The organism is Accumulibacter sp. (assembly GCF_023806635.1).
Taxonomy (GTDB): Bacteria; Pseudomonadota; Gammaproteobacteria; order Burkholderiales; family Rhodocyclaceae; genus Accumulibacter.
Window position 1 is genome coordinate 1 of sequence record NZ_JAMTDQ010000022.1, and the last position, 16053, is coordinate 16053.

General features: G+C 68.5%; 16 protein-coding genes. 15 read left to right on the forward strand and 1 reads right to left on the reverse strand.

The window, feature by feature from the left end; translation table 11 throughout:
* Positions 1–391: 391 nt before the first annotated feature.
* From lepA to nagZ, 9 genes are all read left to right on the forward strand, one after another.
* On the forward strand, positions 392–2182 hold the full coding sequence (gene lepA / locus NFW30_RS03540) for a translation elongation factor 4 (protein WP_295351405.1): 1791 nt from the start codon (positions 392–394) through the stop codon (positions 2180–2182).
* Positions 2183–2194: 12 nt separating this feature from the next.
* Positions 2195–2983: a signal peptidase I gene (gene lepB / locus NFW30_RS03545; protein ID WP_295351408.1), complete on the forward strand. Its 789-nt coding sequence runs from the start codon at positions 2195–2197 to the stop codon at positions 2981–2983.
* Positions 2984–2995: 12 nt separating this feature from the next.
* Positions 2996–3367: a DUF4845 domain-containing protein gene (locus NFW30_RS03550; RefSeq protein WP_295351411.1), complete on the forward strand. Its 372-nt coding sequence runs from the start codon at positions 2996–2998 to the stop codon at positions 3365–3367.
* Positions 3364–4044 (forward strand): ribonuclease III, encoded by a 681-nt coding sequence (rnc, locus tag NFW30_RS03555; protein ID WP_295351414.1) that lies wholly within the window; start codon positions 3364–3366, stop codon positions 4042–4044. Before NFW30_RS03550 ends, rnc begins: the two co-directional genes overlap by 4 nt.
* Positions 4041–4925 carry a GTPase Era gene (gene era, locus NFW30_RS03560; RefSeq protein WP_295351416.1) on the forward strand — a complete coding sequence of 295 codons (885 nt, stop codon included), beginning with the start codon at positions 4041–4043 and terminating at the stop codon, positions 4923–4925. Before rnc ends, era begins: the two co-directional genes overlap by 4 nt.
* A 158-nt stretch (positions 4926–5083) precedes the next feature.
* Positions 5084–5800: a DNA repair protein RecO gene (gene recO, locus NFW30_RS03565; RefSeq protein WP_295351419.1), complete on the forward strand. Its 717-nt coding sequence runs from the start codon at positions 5084–5086 to the stop codon at positions 5798–5800.
* Complete coding sequence (locus NFW30_RS03570; RefSeq protein WP_295351422.1) at positions 5797–6552, forward strand: pyridoxine 5'-phosphate synthase; 756 nt, start codon at positions 5797–5799, stop codon at positions 6550–6552. The genes recO and NFW30_RS03570 overlap by 4 nt, the downstream gene beginning before the upstream one ends.
* Positions 6549–6938 (forward strand): holo-ACP synthase, encoded by a 390-nt coding sequence (gene acpS, locus NFW30_RS03575; RefSeq protein ID WP_295351425.1) that lies wholly within the window; start codon positions 6549–6551, stop codon positions 6936–6938. Before NFW30_RS03570 ends, acpS begins: the two co-directional genes overlap by 4 nt.
* Positions 6935–7963, forward strand: a complete 1029-nt coding sequence (gene nagZ, locus NFW30_RS03580) for a beta-N-acetylhexosaminidase (protein WP_295351427.1) — start codon at positions 6935–6937, stop codon at positions 7961–7963. The genes acpS and nagZ overlap by 4 nt, the downstream gene beginning before the upstream one ends.
* 67 nt (positions 7964–8030) lie before the next feature.
* On the opposite strand, the gene NFW30_RS03585 is transcribed toward nagZ, so the two are convergent.
* Positions 8031–8822 carry a caspase family protein gene (locus tag NFW30_RS03585; protein WP_295351430.1) on the reverse strand — a complete coding sequence of 264 codons (792 nt, stop codon included), beginning with the start codon at positions 8820–8822 and terminating at the stop codon, positions 8031–8033.
* A gap of 255 nt (positions 8823–9077) precedes the next feature.
* On the opposite strand from NFW30_RS03585, the gene NFW30_RS03590 reads away from it, so the two are divergent.
* From NFW30_RS03590 to NFW30_RS03615, 6 genes are all read left to right on the forward strand, one after another.
* The gene (locus NFW30_RS03590) at positions 9078–9809 is read left to right on the forward strand and encodes a serine protease (RefSeq protein ID WP_295351433.1); all 732 of its coding nucleotides are present in this window, start codon (positions 9078–9080) and stop codon (positions 9807–9809) included.
* Between the two features lie 217 nt (positions 9810–10026).
* The gene (locus NFW30_RS03595; protein ID WP_295351435.1) at positions 10027–11010 is read left to right on the forward strand and encodes a stage II sporulation protein M; all 984 of its coding nucleotides are present in this window, start codon (positions 10027–10029) and stop codon (positions 11008–11010) included.
* Positions 11000–12529: a hypothetical protein gene (locus tag NFW30_RS03600; RefSeq protein WP_295351438.1), complete on the forward strand. Its 1530-nt coding sequence runs from the start codon at positions 11000–11002 to the stop codon at positions 12527–12529. Before NFW30_RS03595 ends, NFW30_RS03600 begins: the two co-directional genes overlap by 11 nt.
* Positions 12529–13662 carry a DUF4350 domain-containing protein gene (locus tag NFW30_RS03605; RefSeq protein WP_295351441.1) on the forward strand — a complete coding sequence of 378 codons (1134 nt, stop codon included), beginning with the start codon at positions 12529–12531 and terminating at the stop codon, positions 13660–13662. The genes NFW30_RS03600 and NFW30_RS03605 overlap by 1 nt, the downstream gene beginning before the upstream one ends.
* Before the next feature lie 10 nt (positions 13663–13672).
* Complete coding sequence (locus tag NFW30_RS03610; protein ID WP_295351444.1) at positions 13673–14662, forward strand: MoxR family ATPase; 990 nt, start codon at positions 13673–13675, stop codon at positions 14660–14662.
* Between the two features lie 8 nt (positions 14663–14670).
* The gene (locus tag NFW30_RS03615; protein WP_295351447.1) at positions 14671–15981 is read left to right on the forward strand and encodes a DUF58 domain-containing protein; all 1311 of its coding nucleotides are present in this window, start codon (positions 14671–14673) and stop codon (positions 15979–15981) included.
* Positions 15982–16053 lie beyond the last annotated feature (72 nt).

The following is a 16053-nucleotide window of genomic DNA, read 5'->3' on the forward strand; positions in this document are numbered from 1 at the left end:
AATCGTCCTGAACCTCACCACTCCCGGCCATGGGGGTCGAAATGAGAACTGGTGGGCGGCAGCAGCGCTTGCCGCGTAAATGGGCAACTTCAAGGTATAATCCGCCGCCACCCGGGAGCCGGCTCGCTGCCCGAGCCGGTTTGTCGTTCTTCGCGGGCGTGATGACGCTGCCAGCTGCTGCCGAAAAGAGCCAGAGCAAGCACGCCGGGCGGGCGTCAGGATGGATCCGGCGAGTTTCCGACAGCCGTTGCCGGTCGTTTTGCGGATGCTGTTGCGGCTGCCCCGCAGGGGATGCGAAGAGCGTGCAGGACGCCGGCAATGAGGCCTGCAGGGCAGGGAACGGGAAGTTCAAGGAAGTCCTTCGGAATCGCTTGATGCAGGCCTAATGCAGATGCAGCACATTCGTAACTTCTCGATCATCGCGCACATCGATCACGGCAAGTCGACACTCGCCGATCGCATCATCCACCTCTGCGGTGGCCTCTCGGATCGCGAGATGGAGGCGCAGGTGCTCGACTCGATGGACATCGAGCGCGAGCGCGGCATCACCATCAAGGCGCAGACCGCTTCGCTGCAGTACCGTTCGCGCAGTGGCCGGGTGTACAACCTGAACCTGATCGACACACCCGGACATGTCGACTTCTCTTACGAGGTGTCGCGTTCGCTGTCGGCCTGCGAAGGCGCGCTGCTCGTCGTCGATGCCTCGCAGGGCGTCGAGGCGCAGACCGTTGCCAACTGCTACACGGCGATCGAGCTCGGTGTCGACGTCGTGCCGGTCCTGAACAAGATCGATCTGCCGTCGGCCATGCCGGACAAGGCGCGGCAGGAGATCGAGGACGTCATCGGGCTCGATGCCTCGCAAGCGATCCTCGCATCGGCGAAGACGGGACTTGGCGTCGAGGATGTCCTCGAGGCGATCATCGAACGCATACCGGCACCCAAGGGAGATCCCGAGGCGCCGCTGAAGGCTCTGCTGGTCGATGCCTGGTTCGACAACTACGTCGGCGTCGTCATGCTGGTGCGGGTCGTCGATGGCAGCCTGCGCAGCAAGGACCGCATTCGCCTGATGGCGACCGGCTCGACCCACCTCTGCGAGCAGGTCGGCGTGTTCACGCCGAAGGCGGTGGCTCGCGACGGGCTGCGTGCGGGCGAGGTCGGCTACGTCATCTCGGGCATCAAGGAACTGCAGGCGGCGAAGGTCGGCGATACGCTGACCCTGGTCGACAGGCCGGCCAGCGCGGCGCTGCCCGGCTTCAAGGAGATCAAGTCGCAGGTCTTCGCGGGGCTGTATCCGGTCGAGTCGAACCAGTACGACGCGCTGCGCGAGTCGCTGGAGAAACTGAAGCTCAACGACGCCTCGCTGCGGTACGAGCCGGAGGTGTCGCAGGCGCTCGGCTTCGGTTTCCGCTGCGGCTTCCTCGGCCTGCTGCACATGGAAATCGTCCAGGAAAGGCTGGAGCGCGAGTTCGACCAGGATCTGATCACCACCGCGCCGACGGTGGTGTACGAGGTGGTCCTGCGCGATGGCAGCGTGATTTTCGTCGAGAACCCCGCCAAGCTGCCGGATCCGGGCAGGATCGAGGAAATCCGCGAGCCGATCATCACCACCACGGTCTTCGTGCCGCAGGACTATCTCGGCAACGTCATCACCCTGTGCAACCAGAAGCGCGGCAACCAGATCGACATGCACTATCACGGCCGGCAGGTGCAACTGGTCTACGAGATGCCGATGGCCGAGGTGGTCATGGACTTCTTCGACCGGCTGAAGTCGGTTTCACGCGGCTACGCGTCGCTCGACTACGAGTTCAAGGAGTACCGTGCCGCCGATGTCGTCAAGCTCGACGTGTTGATCAACGGCGAGCGTGTCGACGCCCTGTCGATCATCCTGCACCGGGCGAACTCGGTCTTCCGCGGCCGCGAGCTGGCGGCCAGGATGCGCGAGCTGATCCCGCGCCAGATGTACGATGTGGCGATCCAGGCGGCGATCGGCGCCAACATCATCGCCCGCGAGAATGTCAAGGCGATGCGCAAGGACGTCCTCGCCAAGTGTTACGGTGGCGACATCACGCGCAAGAAGAAGCTGCTCGAGAAGCAGAAGGCGGGCAAGAAACGAATGAAGCAGGTGGGCTCGGTCGAGATTCCGCAGGAAGCCTTCCTCGCCGTACTGCGGGTTGGCAAGTAGAGGAGTGGGCGAGTGAATTTTGCGTTGATCCTGTTGATCCTGCTGCTGCTCACCGGCGCCGTCTGGCTGCTCGACACCCTGGTCCTGCGCAAGCGACGTCCGGCCGACGCCAAGGACCCCTGGTGGGTCGAGTATGGTGCGAGCTTCTTCCCGGTGATCCTGGTCGTCTTCGTTCTGCGTTCCTTCATCGTCGAACCGTTCAAGATTCCCTCGGGTTCGATGATTCCGACCCTGCAGGTCGGCGATTTCATCCTGGTCAACAAGTACACCTATGGCATCCGCCTGCCGGTGGCGAACTGGAAGATCATCGACATCAACAGCCCGCAACGTGGCGACGTGATGGTCTTCCGCTATCCGGAGGATCCCTCGCTCGACTACATCAAGCGGGTCATCGGGCTGCCGGGCGACACCGTCGCTTACCAGAACAAGCGGCTGAGCGTCAACGGGCAGGCGGTGGCGACGCAGCGCGTCGACGACTACCTGCACGCCGAGCGGCTGTATTACTCGCGACAGTTCGTCGAGAAGATCGACGCCGCCGAGTACCGCACGCTCAACGACGTCGATGCGCCGCCCTACATTCCGGGCCCGTCTCCCTTTCCCAACCGCGAGGATTGTTCCTACAATAGCGCCGGTGTCGTCTGCAAGGTGCCGCCCGGACACTATTTCGTCATGGGTGACAACCGCGACAACAGCAAGGACAGCCGCTTCTGGGGCTTCGTTCCGGAGCAGAACATCGTCGGCAAGGCTTTCTTCATTTGGTTGAACTTCAGTGACCTGTCGCGGATTGGCTCGTTCAAGTAAGGAGCTCGGTTCATGAATCTGAATCGTCAGCGCGGCCTGGCGCTCTCGGCCCTGATTCTCTGGGGTGTGGTGATCTCGCTCGTCGCCATCGTCGGGATTCGCGTCCTGCCCGAGGTCATCGATTATTACAAGATCAAGCGGGTGGTGAAGGTGGTCGCCTCGGAGTCTGCGGGCAAGACCGTGCCAGAGGTCAGGCAGGCTTTCAGCAAGTACGCCGAGGTCGAGCACATCAAGACGATCGGGCCGGCGGACCTCGACATCTTCAAGGAAGACAATCAGGTGGTGATCGCCTTTGCCTACAACCGCAAGGTTCATCTCGTCGGCAACGTCAGCCTGCTGCTCGAGTTCCGCAGCTCGACGTCGGGTCGCGGCTACGGCCCGTGACCGTCGCCCGGCTGCAGCGGGCGCTCGGCTACGTCTTCAGGGATCAGGAGCTGCTGCAAACCGCGCTCACCCATCGCAGTTATTGCTCGCCGCACAACGAACGGCTGGAGTTCCTTGGTGACGCGATTCTCAATGCCGTGATTGCCCGCAGCCTGTTCATGCGCTTTCCGGAACTGCCCGAAGGGGATCTGTCGCGCTTGCGCGCCAGCCTGGTTCGCCAGGACAGCCTGCATCAGCAGGCACTGGCCCTGTCGCTTGGCGATTGCCTGCGCCTCGGCGAAGGCGAGCAGAAGAGCGGTGGGCAGCAGCGGCCGTCGATCCTTGCCGATGCCCTCGAGGCGCTGTTCGGCGCCCTCTGGCTGGACGCCGGCTTCGATGCGGCGAGCGCGGTCATCGTCCGCCGTTATGACTCGGTCCTCGGACGGCTGACACCGGGGCAGGGAGGAAAGGACGCCAAGACGCGCCTGCAGGAACACCTGCAGGGGATCAGGCTGGCACTGCCACAGTACCGGCTGGCCGGGACCGAGGGTGAGGCGCACGCACAGCAGTTTCGCGTCGCCTGTGTGATCGACAGCCTCGGCATCCAAACCGAGGGTCGCGGCAGCAGCCGCCGGGCTGCCGAGCAGATGGCCGCCGAGCGGGCCCTGGTGGCGTTGGCCGTGGTGGACAGGCGATGAGCGGGCGCTGCTCGGGGCAGATCGCCATCGTCGGCCGGCCGAACGTCGGCAAGTCCACGCTGCTCAATGCACTCGTTGGCGAGAAGCTGAGCATCGTGTCGCGCCGCGCGCAGACGACGCGGCACCGCATTGTCGGCGTTCTCACCCGGTCCGATGCGCAGTACGTCTTCGTCGACACGCCGGGCTTCCAGACGCGCCACGGCAACGCGCTCAATCGCGCGATGAACCGCGGCGTGCGGCAGGCTCTGGCCGAGGTCGACGTCGTCTTCCTGGTCGTCGAGGCCGGCCGGTTCGACGCGCGCGATCGTCAGGTCCGCCAACTGGTGCCGGCCGACCGGCCATTGATCATCGTCGTCAGCAAGATCGACCAGCTGCCCGACAGGAACCAGCTGTTGCCGTTCCTCGCTCGCCTGGCGGGCGAAGGGGAGTTCGCGGCGATCGTCCCGGTCAGCGCGACGCGCGGCGACCAGCTCGACCTGCTGCTGGCCGAGGCGCGCAAGCATCTGCCGCTCGAGGGCCTGCTGTTTGCCGAGGACGAGCTCACGGATCGCAGCGAACGCTTCCTGGCAGCCGAGTACATTCGCGAGAAGGTGTTCCGCCTGATCGGTGACGAGCTGCCGTACGCCGCCGCGGTGGAGATCGAACGCTTCGTCGTCGATGGCGGCCTGCGTCGCATCAGTGCGGCGATCCTCGTCGACCGCGAGGGACACAAGCCGATCGTCGTCGGCAAGGGCGGCGAGGTCGTCAAGCGCATCGCCACGGAGGCGCGGCAGGACATGGAGCGGCTGTTCGGCGGGCCGGTCTTTCTCGAGGTCTTCGTCAAGCTGAAGTCGGGCTGGGCCGACGATGAGCGCATGTTGAGGACACTTGGCTACGATTGATCGGCAAGTCGCGCATGCGACTGACGAGTCTCTCCTGCCCATCGCCGAGCAGGGGTCGGCGGAGGCGGAAGCGGCCACGCCTTTGATGATTGAGGCTGCCGGGAGCGGTCTCGGCCGTCACCCGGCAGGCGAGCGATGACCGGCGGACGGGTCGGCGGGTGAACCAGCGGCACAAGGTCGATGGGCAGCCGGCTTTCGTCCTGCACGCCTACCCCTACAGCGAGACCAGCCTGATCGTCGACGTCTTTTCGCGCGACCACGGTCGGATTGCCCTGCTGGCACGCGGTGCGCGGCGGCCGCGCTCCGTCCTGCGCGGGGTGCTGCTCGCCTTCCAGCCGCTCGAGGTGGCCTGGGCCGGCCGCGGCGAAGTGTACACCCTGATGCGGGCCGAGTGGCAGGGCGGGCAACCGCTGCTGGCGGGAAAGGCGCTGTTCTGCGGCTACTACCTCAACGAACTGCTGCTGCACCTGCTGCCGCGTGCCGACGCGCACGCGAAGCTGTTCGCGGTGTACGCCGCGACGCTGCGTCGCCTTGCCGACGGTGAGCAGGAATCCGACCTGCGCCGTTTCGAGCGCGCGCTGCTGCGCGAGCTCGGCTACGGACCGACCCTCGACGCCGACGTCGCCGGCGCCGCGGTCGAGGCCGACGCCCATTACGTCTACGAGATCGAACGCGGTCCGGTGCGCCTGCCGGGTCCGGCGGTGTCGCCGCTGACGCTTAGCGGCCGCACGCTGCTCGATCTGGCACGCGATGATCTTTCCGATCCGCGCTCGCTGGCCGAGGCCAAGCAACTGATGCGGACGCTGATCGGGCACCACATCGGCGGCAGGAGCCTCGTCAGCCGCCGGATTTTCAGGGAGCTACAGGAACTATGATCGAACTTGGCGTCAACATCGACCACGTGGCGACGATCCGGCAGGCGCGCTGCACCTACGAGCCGGACCCGGTCTGGGCGGCGGTCGAAGCGCATCTCGGTGGCGCCGACGGCATCACCATCCATCTGCGCGAGGATCGCCGTCACATCCAGGACGTAGACGTCGAGAAGCTGCACGCACTGGCGCAGATCAAGCTCAACCTGGAAATGGCGGCGACCGACGAGATGGTCGCCATCGCCTGCCGGATCAAGCCGCAGATGGCGATGCTGGTGCCCGAGGGGCGGCATGAGGTGACGACCGAAGGCGGCCTCGACGTGGTCGCACAGGAAGACCGCCTGCGCCAGGTGGTGAGCCGGCTCACCGACGCCGGCATCGTCAGCAGCGTCTTCATCAACGCCGATCAGGAGCAGGTCGAGGCGGCGGCGCGCATCGGTGCGCGCGTCTGCGAGATTCACACCGGCCCGTACGCGCATGCCTTCTATACCCAGGGGCGCGATCCGGAGAGCCCGCCGGTACTCGCCGAACTCGAGCAGATCCGCGCCGCCGGCGAGGCCATCCGTCAACTCGGCATGCGCTTCAACGCCGGCCATGCGCTCAACTACTTCAACGTGCAGCCGGTCGCGCAGTTGCGCGGCATCCGCGAGCTGCACATCGGCCATGCGATCATCAGCCGCGCGGTCTTCGTCGGCCTGCGCGAGGCGGTGCGCGAGATGAAGCGCCTGCTGCGCGAGGCGCAGGCGCGGGTCCGATGATCTTCGGTGTCGGCACCGACATCGTCGCCGTTGCCCGTCTCGGCAGCCTGCATCGGCGGCATGGCGAGCGCGCGCTGCGCCGCATCCTGTCGCCGCCGGAGTACGCCGAGTTTGCCGGTGCGGGCGATCCGGCGCGCTTTCTTGCCAAGCGCTTCGCCGCCAAGGAAGCGCTCGGCAAGGCGCTCGGCATCGGCCTCGCCGCACCGGCGACGCTGTCGAACATCGGCATCACGCACGATGCACGCGGCCGGCCGGCATTCGTCTACGCGCCGCCGCTGGCTGCCCACCTGGCGCAGCGCCGGCTCGTCGCCCACCTGTCGATCAGCGACGAGAACGACTACGCCGTCGCCTTCGTCATCCTGGAACAGTCGTTGGAACCCTCATGAGCAACTTTCCCAAGCTTGCACCCGGGCCGCTGATGATCGATCTTGCCGGCTGCAGCCTCTCCGATCTGGAAAGAGAGCGCCTGCGGCACCCGCTGGTCGGCGGCCTGATCCTCTTCGCGCGCAACTACGAGTCACCGGAGCAACTGGCGCAGCTGACCGCCGAAGTGCATTCGCTGCGCTCGCCGCCGTTGCTCATCGGCATCGACCACGAGGGGGGCAGGGTGCAGCGCTGCCGCAGCGGCTTCACCCGCCTGCCGCCGATGCGCCGCCTCGGCGAGTTGTGGGATCGGCAGCCCGAGGCGGCGACGCTGGCGGCGCGGCGCATCGGTTACGTGCTGGCGACCGAGTTGCGCGCCTGTGGCGTCGACCTGTCGTTCACCCCGGTTCTCGACCTCGACTGGGGACGCAGCGCGGTCATCGGCGACCGCGCGTTTCACGGCGACCCGCTGGCGGTCAGCGAACTCGCCGCGGCGCTGGTCGACGGCCTGCACCGCGCCGGCATGGCCGCCTGTGGCAAGCATTTCCCCGGCCACGGCTGGGTCGCCGCCGATTCGCATGTCGACCTGCCGCTGGACGAGCGCCCTCTGCAGGAGATGGTGCCCGATCTCGAGCCCTATCGCCGGTTGCGGCTCGATGCCGTGATGCCGGCACACGTCATCTATCGGCTGCTCGACGCCCGCCCGGCGGGGTTTTCGCCGTTCTGGATCGACATGCTGCGCTGCGAACTGGCTTTCGACGGGGTGATCTTCAGCGATGACCTGTCGATGGCCGGCGCCAGCTTCGCCGGTGGCATCGTCGGCCGCTGCACGGCCGCCTGGCGGGCGGGTTGCGACCTGCTGCTGGTGTGCAACTCGCCGGACGCCGTCGGCGAAGTGCTCGCCGAGTGGCGGCCGCCGGCCGATCCGCAGCGGGCGCGTCGCGTCGAGCGCCTAGCGCCGGCGACCGACGCGATCGACCGGGAAACTCTGCAGCGCGATCCCGACTACCTCGCCGGCGTCGCAGCCGCCGGTTCGCTGGCCGCCTGATGCCGCCAGCGGGCCGCTGCCGCCCGGCTGGCGCTGCGGCGTCGGCAGCGGTCGCCGACCACGCCGGCTAGCTGAAGACCTTCCACTTGCGGGCCGTCGCCGAGCCGAACAGCTGCGGGTCCTGCGGCAACTGGTTGGTCGGCAGGTAGGCCGGCGTGATGGCCTTGAACCACTGGGCGTAGGACGCGCCGGCGGCGAGCTTCGCCAGCGCCTTCAGGGCGTAGTACGTGAAGGCTCCGTTCGGCCGTCCATTGAAACGCGTGTCCCAGCTGAACTGGCTGTCGAGGCATCCGGCCATCAGCAGGTCGCCACCGGAGCGGGCGATGCCACCGGCCAGTCGGCGCGGTGTCGCGCTCGGCAGCGCGACATCGCGCAGCCATGCTTCCGGTGGCAGGAAGCGGGCGCGCGGCATGTCGGGATCGAGCTCCGAGCTGTCGCCGCGGGTGACCGAACCGGAGTGGCAGCTGTCCGACAGCAGGATGATGCGGACGCCTGCGGCGCGCTTCGCCAGCAGGAGGTGCAGTTCGTCGTCGAGCAGCGCCTTGCCCTCGCCGATGTCCCATGGGCAGAGCGCTTCGTCACGCTGATCCGGCTCGTCACCGTTTTGGTCGGGTACCCAGGTGCCATGGCCGGAATAGGTGATGACGAGCGTGTCGCCGTTCACCGCCTGGTCGACGAGGCCGCTGATGGCGGCGACCATGGCCGCCCTGGTGGCCTGCGAGTCGAGCAGCTTGCGGACCTTGAAGCTGCGCGCGGCAAGTGCGGCAGCCCAGTCGTTGGCGTCGTTGACGCAGCCAGAGAGGTCATTCTGCGTGCCGGGGTAGTCGTTGATGCCGATACATAGGGCCTGTTTGCTCATCGCTTCTCTCCTTGGTCGAATCGGGACGTGCCGGCAAAAGCCGCTGCGGGTGGTCCCTGCGGCACACGCTTCGTCGGCAGCGGCTGCAGGATAGTCGATATCGGCCGCGCGGCGAGGCATTTTCTGCACCGGTCACGGCGACGCGGCGGTCCTCCGCGGCGCGTGTCCGGGCGCGACGCCACGGCCAGGCATTCGCCGATCGGCCCGGTTCGGGGTTAAGGTTGACCCTCCGACCGCTCCCGTGCCCGTTTTCCGATGATCGACTCCATCCTCCTTGTTGCGACGCGGATCACCACTTTCGTCCAGCAGCAGCCACTGAGCAACGCCAGCGGCTTCTTCTTCGCCCGCGACGACCGACTGTTCCTCGTCAGCAGCCGGCATGTCCTGGTCGACAGGCCGAGCCACCATTTCCCGGACCGCATCGAGATCGAGCTGCATGTCGACCCGGCCAATCTGGCCGAGTCGAGGAAGTTCTCGATTCCCCTCTACCGCGGTGGTCGCTGTCTCTGGCGACAGGGACGGGATTCCGCCGGTGACGTCGATGTGGCGGTGATCGAGGTCGATCGCAGCGCACTGCCGGTGCCGACCCTGCTGCGTGCCTTCGGGCCGCAACATCTGCCGGGCTGCGGTGATCGCGTCGAGATCGGTGGCTCGGTACTCGTCGTCGGCTTTCCGCTGGGATTCCACGATACCCTGCACCACATGCCGGTCGTCCGTCAGGCCGTGCTGGCGTCCTCCTACGGCCTGCGCTTCAAGGGCGAGGGTTATTTCCTCACCGATGCGCGGACGCATCGCGGCACCAGCGGCGCGCCGGTGGTGATGCGCGTGCCGGCGGATGATGCGGCGGATTCCGGGCTGCCGTGGCTGCTGCTCGGCGTCCACTCGGCGCGGCTGGACGTCGGATCACGCGACCTCGAGCTCGACGAGGCACTCGGCCTCAACTGCGCCTGGTACGCCGACATCCTGATGACGCTGACCGCCGGCTGACGCGCAGTCACCAGGCCGCTTCCGGGCGACGGGATGGTGACGGCGCTGGCGCCTGGTACTGCCGCCGGGGCGCGCTTCTGCCGGCTTTCGTGCGCCGCCGTACCGGTCGGGCGAGGCGGAATGGTGACCGCGCAACACGTCGCCCCGCGCTCCGCTGCCGACCCTTGCCCTTTGCCGGCGTATCCCGCATCATCCGCCGCATCGTCTGGAAGGGATCGTGAAGGAACGTCAATACATCGCCCGCCGAGCCGCGGAATGGGAGGCCTGGGATCGCTGGCTGGCGCCGGCACGGGGGGCTCGCCCGGCAGCGCCGGCGGGTGACGCCGCCGGTGCCGCCGGGTTGCCACAGCGTTTCCGGCGGCTCTGTCACGATCTCGCGCTGGTGCTCGACCGCAACTACTCGGCGGCCCTGGCGGAGGACCTGCACCGCCGCGTACTGGCGGCGCACCAGCGCATCTACGGCGCCGGCGAGCCGCAGGGGCAGGCCTGGCGACGCTTCTTCGGTGGCGACCTGCCGGCGCTGGTGCGCCGCGAGTGGCGGCTCGTGCTCGCCGCCGCCGTGCTTCTCCTGGTACCGCTGCTGGGCCTGCTGCTGCTGATCCAGGCCTGGCCGGATGCCGCCTTCCTGTTGCTGTCAGCGGAGACGGTCGGCGAGATCGAGGACATGTATTCGCCGACCGCGCGCCACCTCGGACGGCCGCGGGCGGCGAGCAGCGAGTGGGCGATGTGGGCCTTCTACATTGCCAACAACGTGCGCATCGACTTCCAGATCTTTGCCGGTGGCGTCGCTTTCGGACTGGGGACGATCTTCTACCTGATCTACAACGGCCTGCACATCGGCGCCATTGCCGGTCACCTGACGCAGATCGGTCATGTGACGACCTTCTGGGGTTTCGTTGCCGGGCACAGTGCCTTCGAACTGACCGGCGCCGTGCTGGCTGGCGCCGCCGGACTGAAGGTCGGCATGGCGCTGGTGGCGCCCGGGCGGCAAACGCGGCTGGCGGCGTTGCAACAGCATGCGCGCGTCGCCGTGAAGCTCCTCTACGGTGCTGCCGCCCTGACCTTGCTCGCCGCCTTCGTCGAAGCCTTCTGGTCGCCCCGCCCCGAGGTTCCGTTCGCCGTCAAGATCGCCGTCGGCAGCGCGCTGTGGCTGCTGACCTGGGCCTACCTGCTGCTCGCCGGGCGCAACCGTGCGGCTTGAGGACATCGCGGTCCGCCTGCGGCGGCGCAGTGCCCGGGAGGCCATCGACCTCGGTCAGGGCATGCTGCGGCAGTGGGCCGCACGCGTCTACGGTGCGTGGTTCGCCACCTATTGGGTCGCCGGTCTGCTGCTGCTCGCCGTCTGGCCCTGGCCGGGATACGTGATCGCGTTGCTGTGGTGGCTGAAGCCGCTGTTCGACCGCGTGCTGCTGCACGTCTACAGCCGTTCGCTGTTCGGCGAGGCGTGCACCGTCGGCGATGTGCTGCGCGCACTGCCGCGCCTGTTGCGTGCGCCCGGGCTGATCTCCGGACTCAGCCTGCGCCGCTTCAGCCTGGCGCGCTCGCTGCTCCTGCCGGTCTGGCAACTCGAGGAACAGCGTGGCGCAGCGGCCCGCGCCCGCTTCGCGCTGCTCGGGCGGCGCTGCCACGGCCATGCCGCCTGGCTGACCTTTTTCTGCGCCAACATGTCTTCGGTCCTGCTGCTGTCGCTGCTCTTCGTGCTGCTTGCCCTGGTGCCGGGCGAGCATCCACAATGGTCACCATGGGACCTGCTCGGCGATGAGGAGTCGCGCTTCGGTCATCTGCTTGCCACGCTTGGCTTCATGCTTGCCGAGACGATCATCGAGCCGCTGTATGTGGCCTCCGGCTTTTCGCTCTACATCAACCGGCGCAGCGAACTCGAGGGGTGGGACATCGAGCTCGGTCTGCGGCGCCTGGCGCAGCGTCTCGAGGCCAAGCGCGTCGCCGCCGCATCGATGCTCGCCCTCGCCGTGCTGACCACCGGTGCCGTCTGGCTGTCGCCGGCGCCGGCTTTCGCGACCACACCGCCGGTGGACGCGCAAGCCGCCGGCGATGCGGGCGTGGCGGCGGCCGTGGTGGCGGTCAGGCCGCCGGCAGCGGCGCGCGAAGTGGTCGATGCCGTCCTTGCCGAACCGGTCTTCGGACAGATCCGCGAGGACTGGCGCTGGCGCTGGCGGCGGCAGGAGAGCGCCGTTGACGAGCCGCGGCATGACTGGCTGGCGACGCTGGCGGTCGTCGCCGAGAGCGTGGCCGAGTTCCTGCGCGGCCTGCTGTGGGTGTTCGCCGGGCTCGCCCTGGCGGCGCTGGTCCTGATGCTTGTCCGCTATCGGCCGCGACAGCCGGCGAGACGGTCGCAGCGCCTGCCCGAGTTCGTCGCCGGCGTCGACCTGCGGCCCACGGCACTGCCCGCCGCGGTCGCGACGGCGGCGGCTGCGGCGCTGGCGCGTGGCGCGACCGTCGAGGCCCTGAGCCTGCTCTACCGTGGAGCGTTGCGCAGCCTGATCGTGCAGCGGCAGATCGAATTCGCCGCCGGCGACACCGAGGAAGACTGTCTGCGCCGCGTCGCCGGGCAGGTGCCGGCCGCCGTCGAGCACTGTTTCGCCGAACTCGTCGAGGCCTGGCGCCTGGTCGCGTATGGCGGCTGGCCGCTGCCGGGGGCACGTGGCGAGCAGCTGCTGGCGGCCTGGCAGCGGCATTTCGACGGCAGCGGTGGGCAGTGATGAGGAGGCGATTGCTGGCGGCCGGACTGCTCGCGTTGCTTGCCCTGGGCTCGCTCACGATCTGGCTTGTCGATCATCTCGAGCGTGTGCCGGTGTCCGTGCGCGAGGCGCCGCAAGCCGAGGCGCGGCGCAATCCGTATCTCGCGCTCGAGCGGCTGACCGCCGGCATGGGCGGCAGGCTGAGGCGGCAGTCCGATGCCCGTGTGCTCGACGATCCGCCAGCGGGAGCCACCCTTTTTCTCGACCGTCAGCGCGCGCATCTGCTGCCGCCGGAGCGTCTGCGTCGCCTGCTTGCCTGGGTCGCGGCGGGCGGTCACCTGATCGCGGTGGCGGAAGATTCGCAGCTCGCCGATCCGCTACTGGACAGTGTTGGCGTCGGCCGTGCGACCGGGGCAGTGGCCGAGATGCCGCGGCGACCCGCGTCGATCAGCGTGCAGCCGCCTGGCGGCAGCCGCCCGCTGCAGGTTGCCGCCAGCTGGCAGAAGCTCAGCGCCACGGCGCGGCAGCCAGCCTGGTCGGCTGGCGAGGACGGGCAGGAGGCGCAGATGCTGCAGTTCCGCATCGGCGAGGGGCGGCTGACGGTGGCCAGCGAACTTGACCAGCAGCTCGGCAACCGGCGAATCGGCGAGCTGGACCACGCCGAGTTCTTCTGGACGCTGATCGGTGGCGACGAGGGCTCGCCGCCGCCGCAGGTTCTGCTGCTGTCGAGGCTGCAGATGCCGACGCTGTTCGAATGGCTCGCCGAGAACGCCCGCGCGGCGGCGTTTGCGGCGCTGCTCCTGCTGCTTCTCTGGCTGTGGCGCATCGTTCCCCGTTTCGGCGGCCTGCAGGCCGAGCCGGCGCCGTCACGCCGCGAACTGCGCGAGCACCTGGCGGCGGTCGGTCGCTACCTTTGGCGCTGCGGTCAGCTGGCGGCCTTGCTGCCGCCCGCCCGCGAGCATTTCCGCCACCGCCTCGGCCAGCGCCGACCGGGAATCGCCGGCCAAGCGCCAGCGGCGCAGGCGAGCCAGCTGGCAGCGCTTTCCGGTCTGCCGCCGGCGCGCATCACCGCCGCGCTGGCGGGTCACGCCGACGGTCCGCACGCCTTCACCGACGCCCTGCGCACGCTGCGCGAGCTTGAACGGATCCTTTGAGAACTCCACCATGAACAGTCCAGCGATCAGCCTTTCGACGGAGCAGTTGCAGCAGGCGGCGCAGTTGCTCGCCACCCTGCGCGGCGAGATGGCGAAAGCGGTGATCGGTCAGCAGGCGGTCATCGACGAGGTGTTGATCGCGCTTCTTGCCGATGCGCATGTCCTGATCGAGGGCGTGCCGGGTCTTGGCAAGACCCTGCTGGTGAAGGCTCTGGCGAGGACCTTTGCCGGCGAGACGCGGCGCATCCAGTTCACTCCCGACCTGATGCCCTCCGACGTCGTCGGGCACACGCTGTTCGATGCGGCAACGGCACGCTTCGTCACCCGGCAGGGCCCGGTGTTCACTCATCTGCTGCTCGCCGACGAGATCAACCGGGCGCCGGCCAAGACGCAGGCGGCGCTGCTCGAAGCGATGCAGGAGAAGCAGGTGACGCTGGAGGGCAGCACGTCGCGCCTGCCGCAGCCGTTCATGGTCCTGGCAACGCAGAACCCGATCGAGCAGGAGGGAACCTATCCGCTGCCGGAGGCGCAACTCGACCGCTTCCTGCTGAAGATCCGCATCGACTATCCGAGCGAGCAGGAGGAGATCGCCCTGACGCGGCAGGTGACCAGCGCCAAGACCGGTGCCGATCTCGACGTCGAGGCGGTGGCGACGCTGCTGCAACCGGCGGCCGTCGTCGAACTGCAGCAGTGGGCCGCACACGTGACGCTCGACGAGCGCGTTCTCGCCTACGCCGTGGCGATCGTTCGCGGCAGTCGCGATACGCCCGGCCTGGCCAGTGGCGCCGGGCCGCGCGGGCCGATCGCGCTGGTCCGCGCGGCGCGGGCGCGGGCGCTGATCGGCGGGCGTGGCTTTGCCACCCCGGACGACGTCAAGGCCGTCGCCCTGCCGGCGCTGCGCCATCGCGTGACGCCGACCGCCGAGGCCGAGATCGAGGGGATGACTGCCGACGATCTGCTGCGCTCGCTGCTCGAGCGCGTGCCGGCGCCACGCCTCTAGACTTCGCGATGCTCCTGCCCGATCGTCCGCTCCTGCTGGCCGCCGGCTGTTGGCTGCTGCTGGCGGTGGCCGCTGCCGTCGTGCCCGCCTGGTTGCCTTTCTGGCAGGTCGCCGGCGTCGCCCTGGCTGCCCTGGCGGTCGCCGATGCGCTGGCTGCCCGCAGCCGGCGTGGCGAGGTCAGCGTGCAGCGGCAACTGGCGCACGCGATGCCGGTGGGGACCTGGCAGACCGTCGGCCTGCGTTTGCGCTGTGACAGCGCCGCTGCCCGCGGCTGGCTGACCGACGGCCACCCGGCGGCCTTCGCCAGCGACGGCCTGCCGCTGCGTTTTGCGCTCGCGCGCGGGCGCGGGCTGCGCCTGGCCTACCGCGTGGCGGTCAGCGAGCGCGGCCGACAGTGCTTCGACGGCATCACCCTGCGCCGCTCGTCGCCACTGCGCCTGTGGCAGATGCAGGAGCGGCTGCCGGCCCACGACGAGGTGCGGGTGTACCCGAACTTCGCGCGCATCGCCCACTACACGCTGCTCGCCACCGACAACCGGCTGTCGCAGATCGGCATCCTGCAGCGGCGGCGGCGCGGGCAGGGGATGGAGTTCCAGCAACTGCGCGACTACCGCCAGGACGATTCGCCGCGGCAGATCGACTGGAAGGCGAGTTCCCGCGTCAGCCGCATGATCTCGCGCGAATACGCCGACGAGCGCGACCAGCAGATCGTCTTCCTGCTCGACTGCAGCGCCCGCATGCGCGCCCGCGACGGCGACCTGTCGCACTTCGACCATACCCTCAACGCCCTTCTCCTGCTCGCCTGGGTCGCCCTGCGCCAGGGCGACGCGGTCGGTCTCGCCACCTTCGGCCATGCGCGGCCGCGGGTTCTGCTGCCGGGCAAGACGGTGGCGACGGTCAACACGCTGATGAACGCGGTCTACGACCTCGAGCCATCGCTGCAGGTACCCGATTATCTCGCCGCCAGCGAGACGCTGAGCCACCACCTGCGCAAGCGGGCGCTGGTGATCCTGGTCACCAACCTGCGCGACGAGGACGACGATACCCTGCTGCCGGCGGTGCGGCACTTGCGTCGCCGGCACGCGGTCAGCGTCGCCAGCCTGCGCGAACCGGTTCTCGATGAGGTGCTCGAGGCTCCGGTCGAGGACTTCCCTGCCGCCCTGCTGCGCGCCACCGGTCTCGAGTACCTGCAGGCCCGGCGGCGGCAACTGGCCCTGCTGCGCCACGGTGGCGTCGAGGTCCTGGATGTCAGTGCGAGCGAGTTGCCGGTTGTGCTGATCAATCATTACCGAGCCAGAAAGCGCGCGGGCACGCTATAGTACGCGCCTGCGGACGGCGGCGCGACAGCGCCGCGGTGGTGACGACGACGATGGCGGCCATGGCGACGGCCG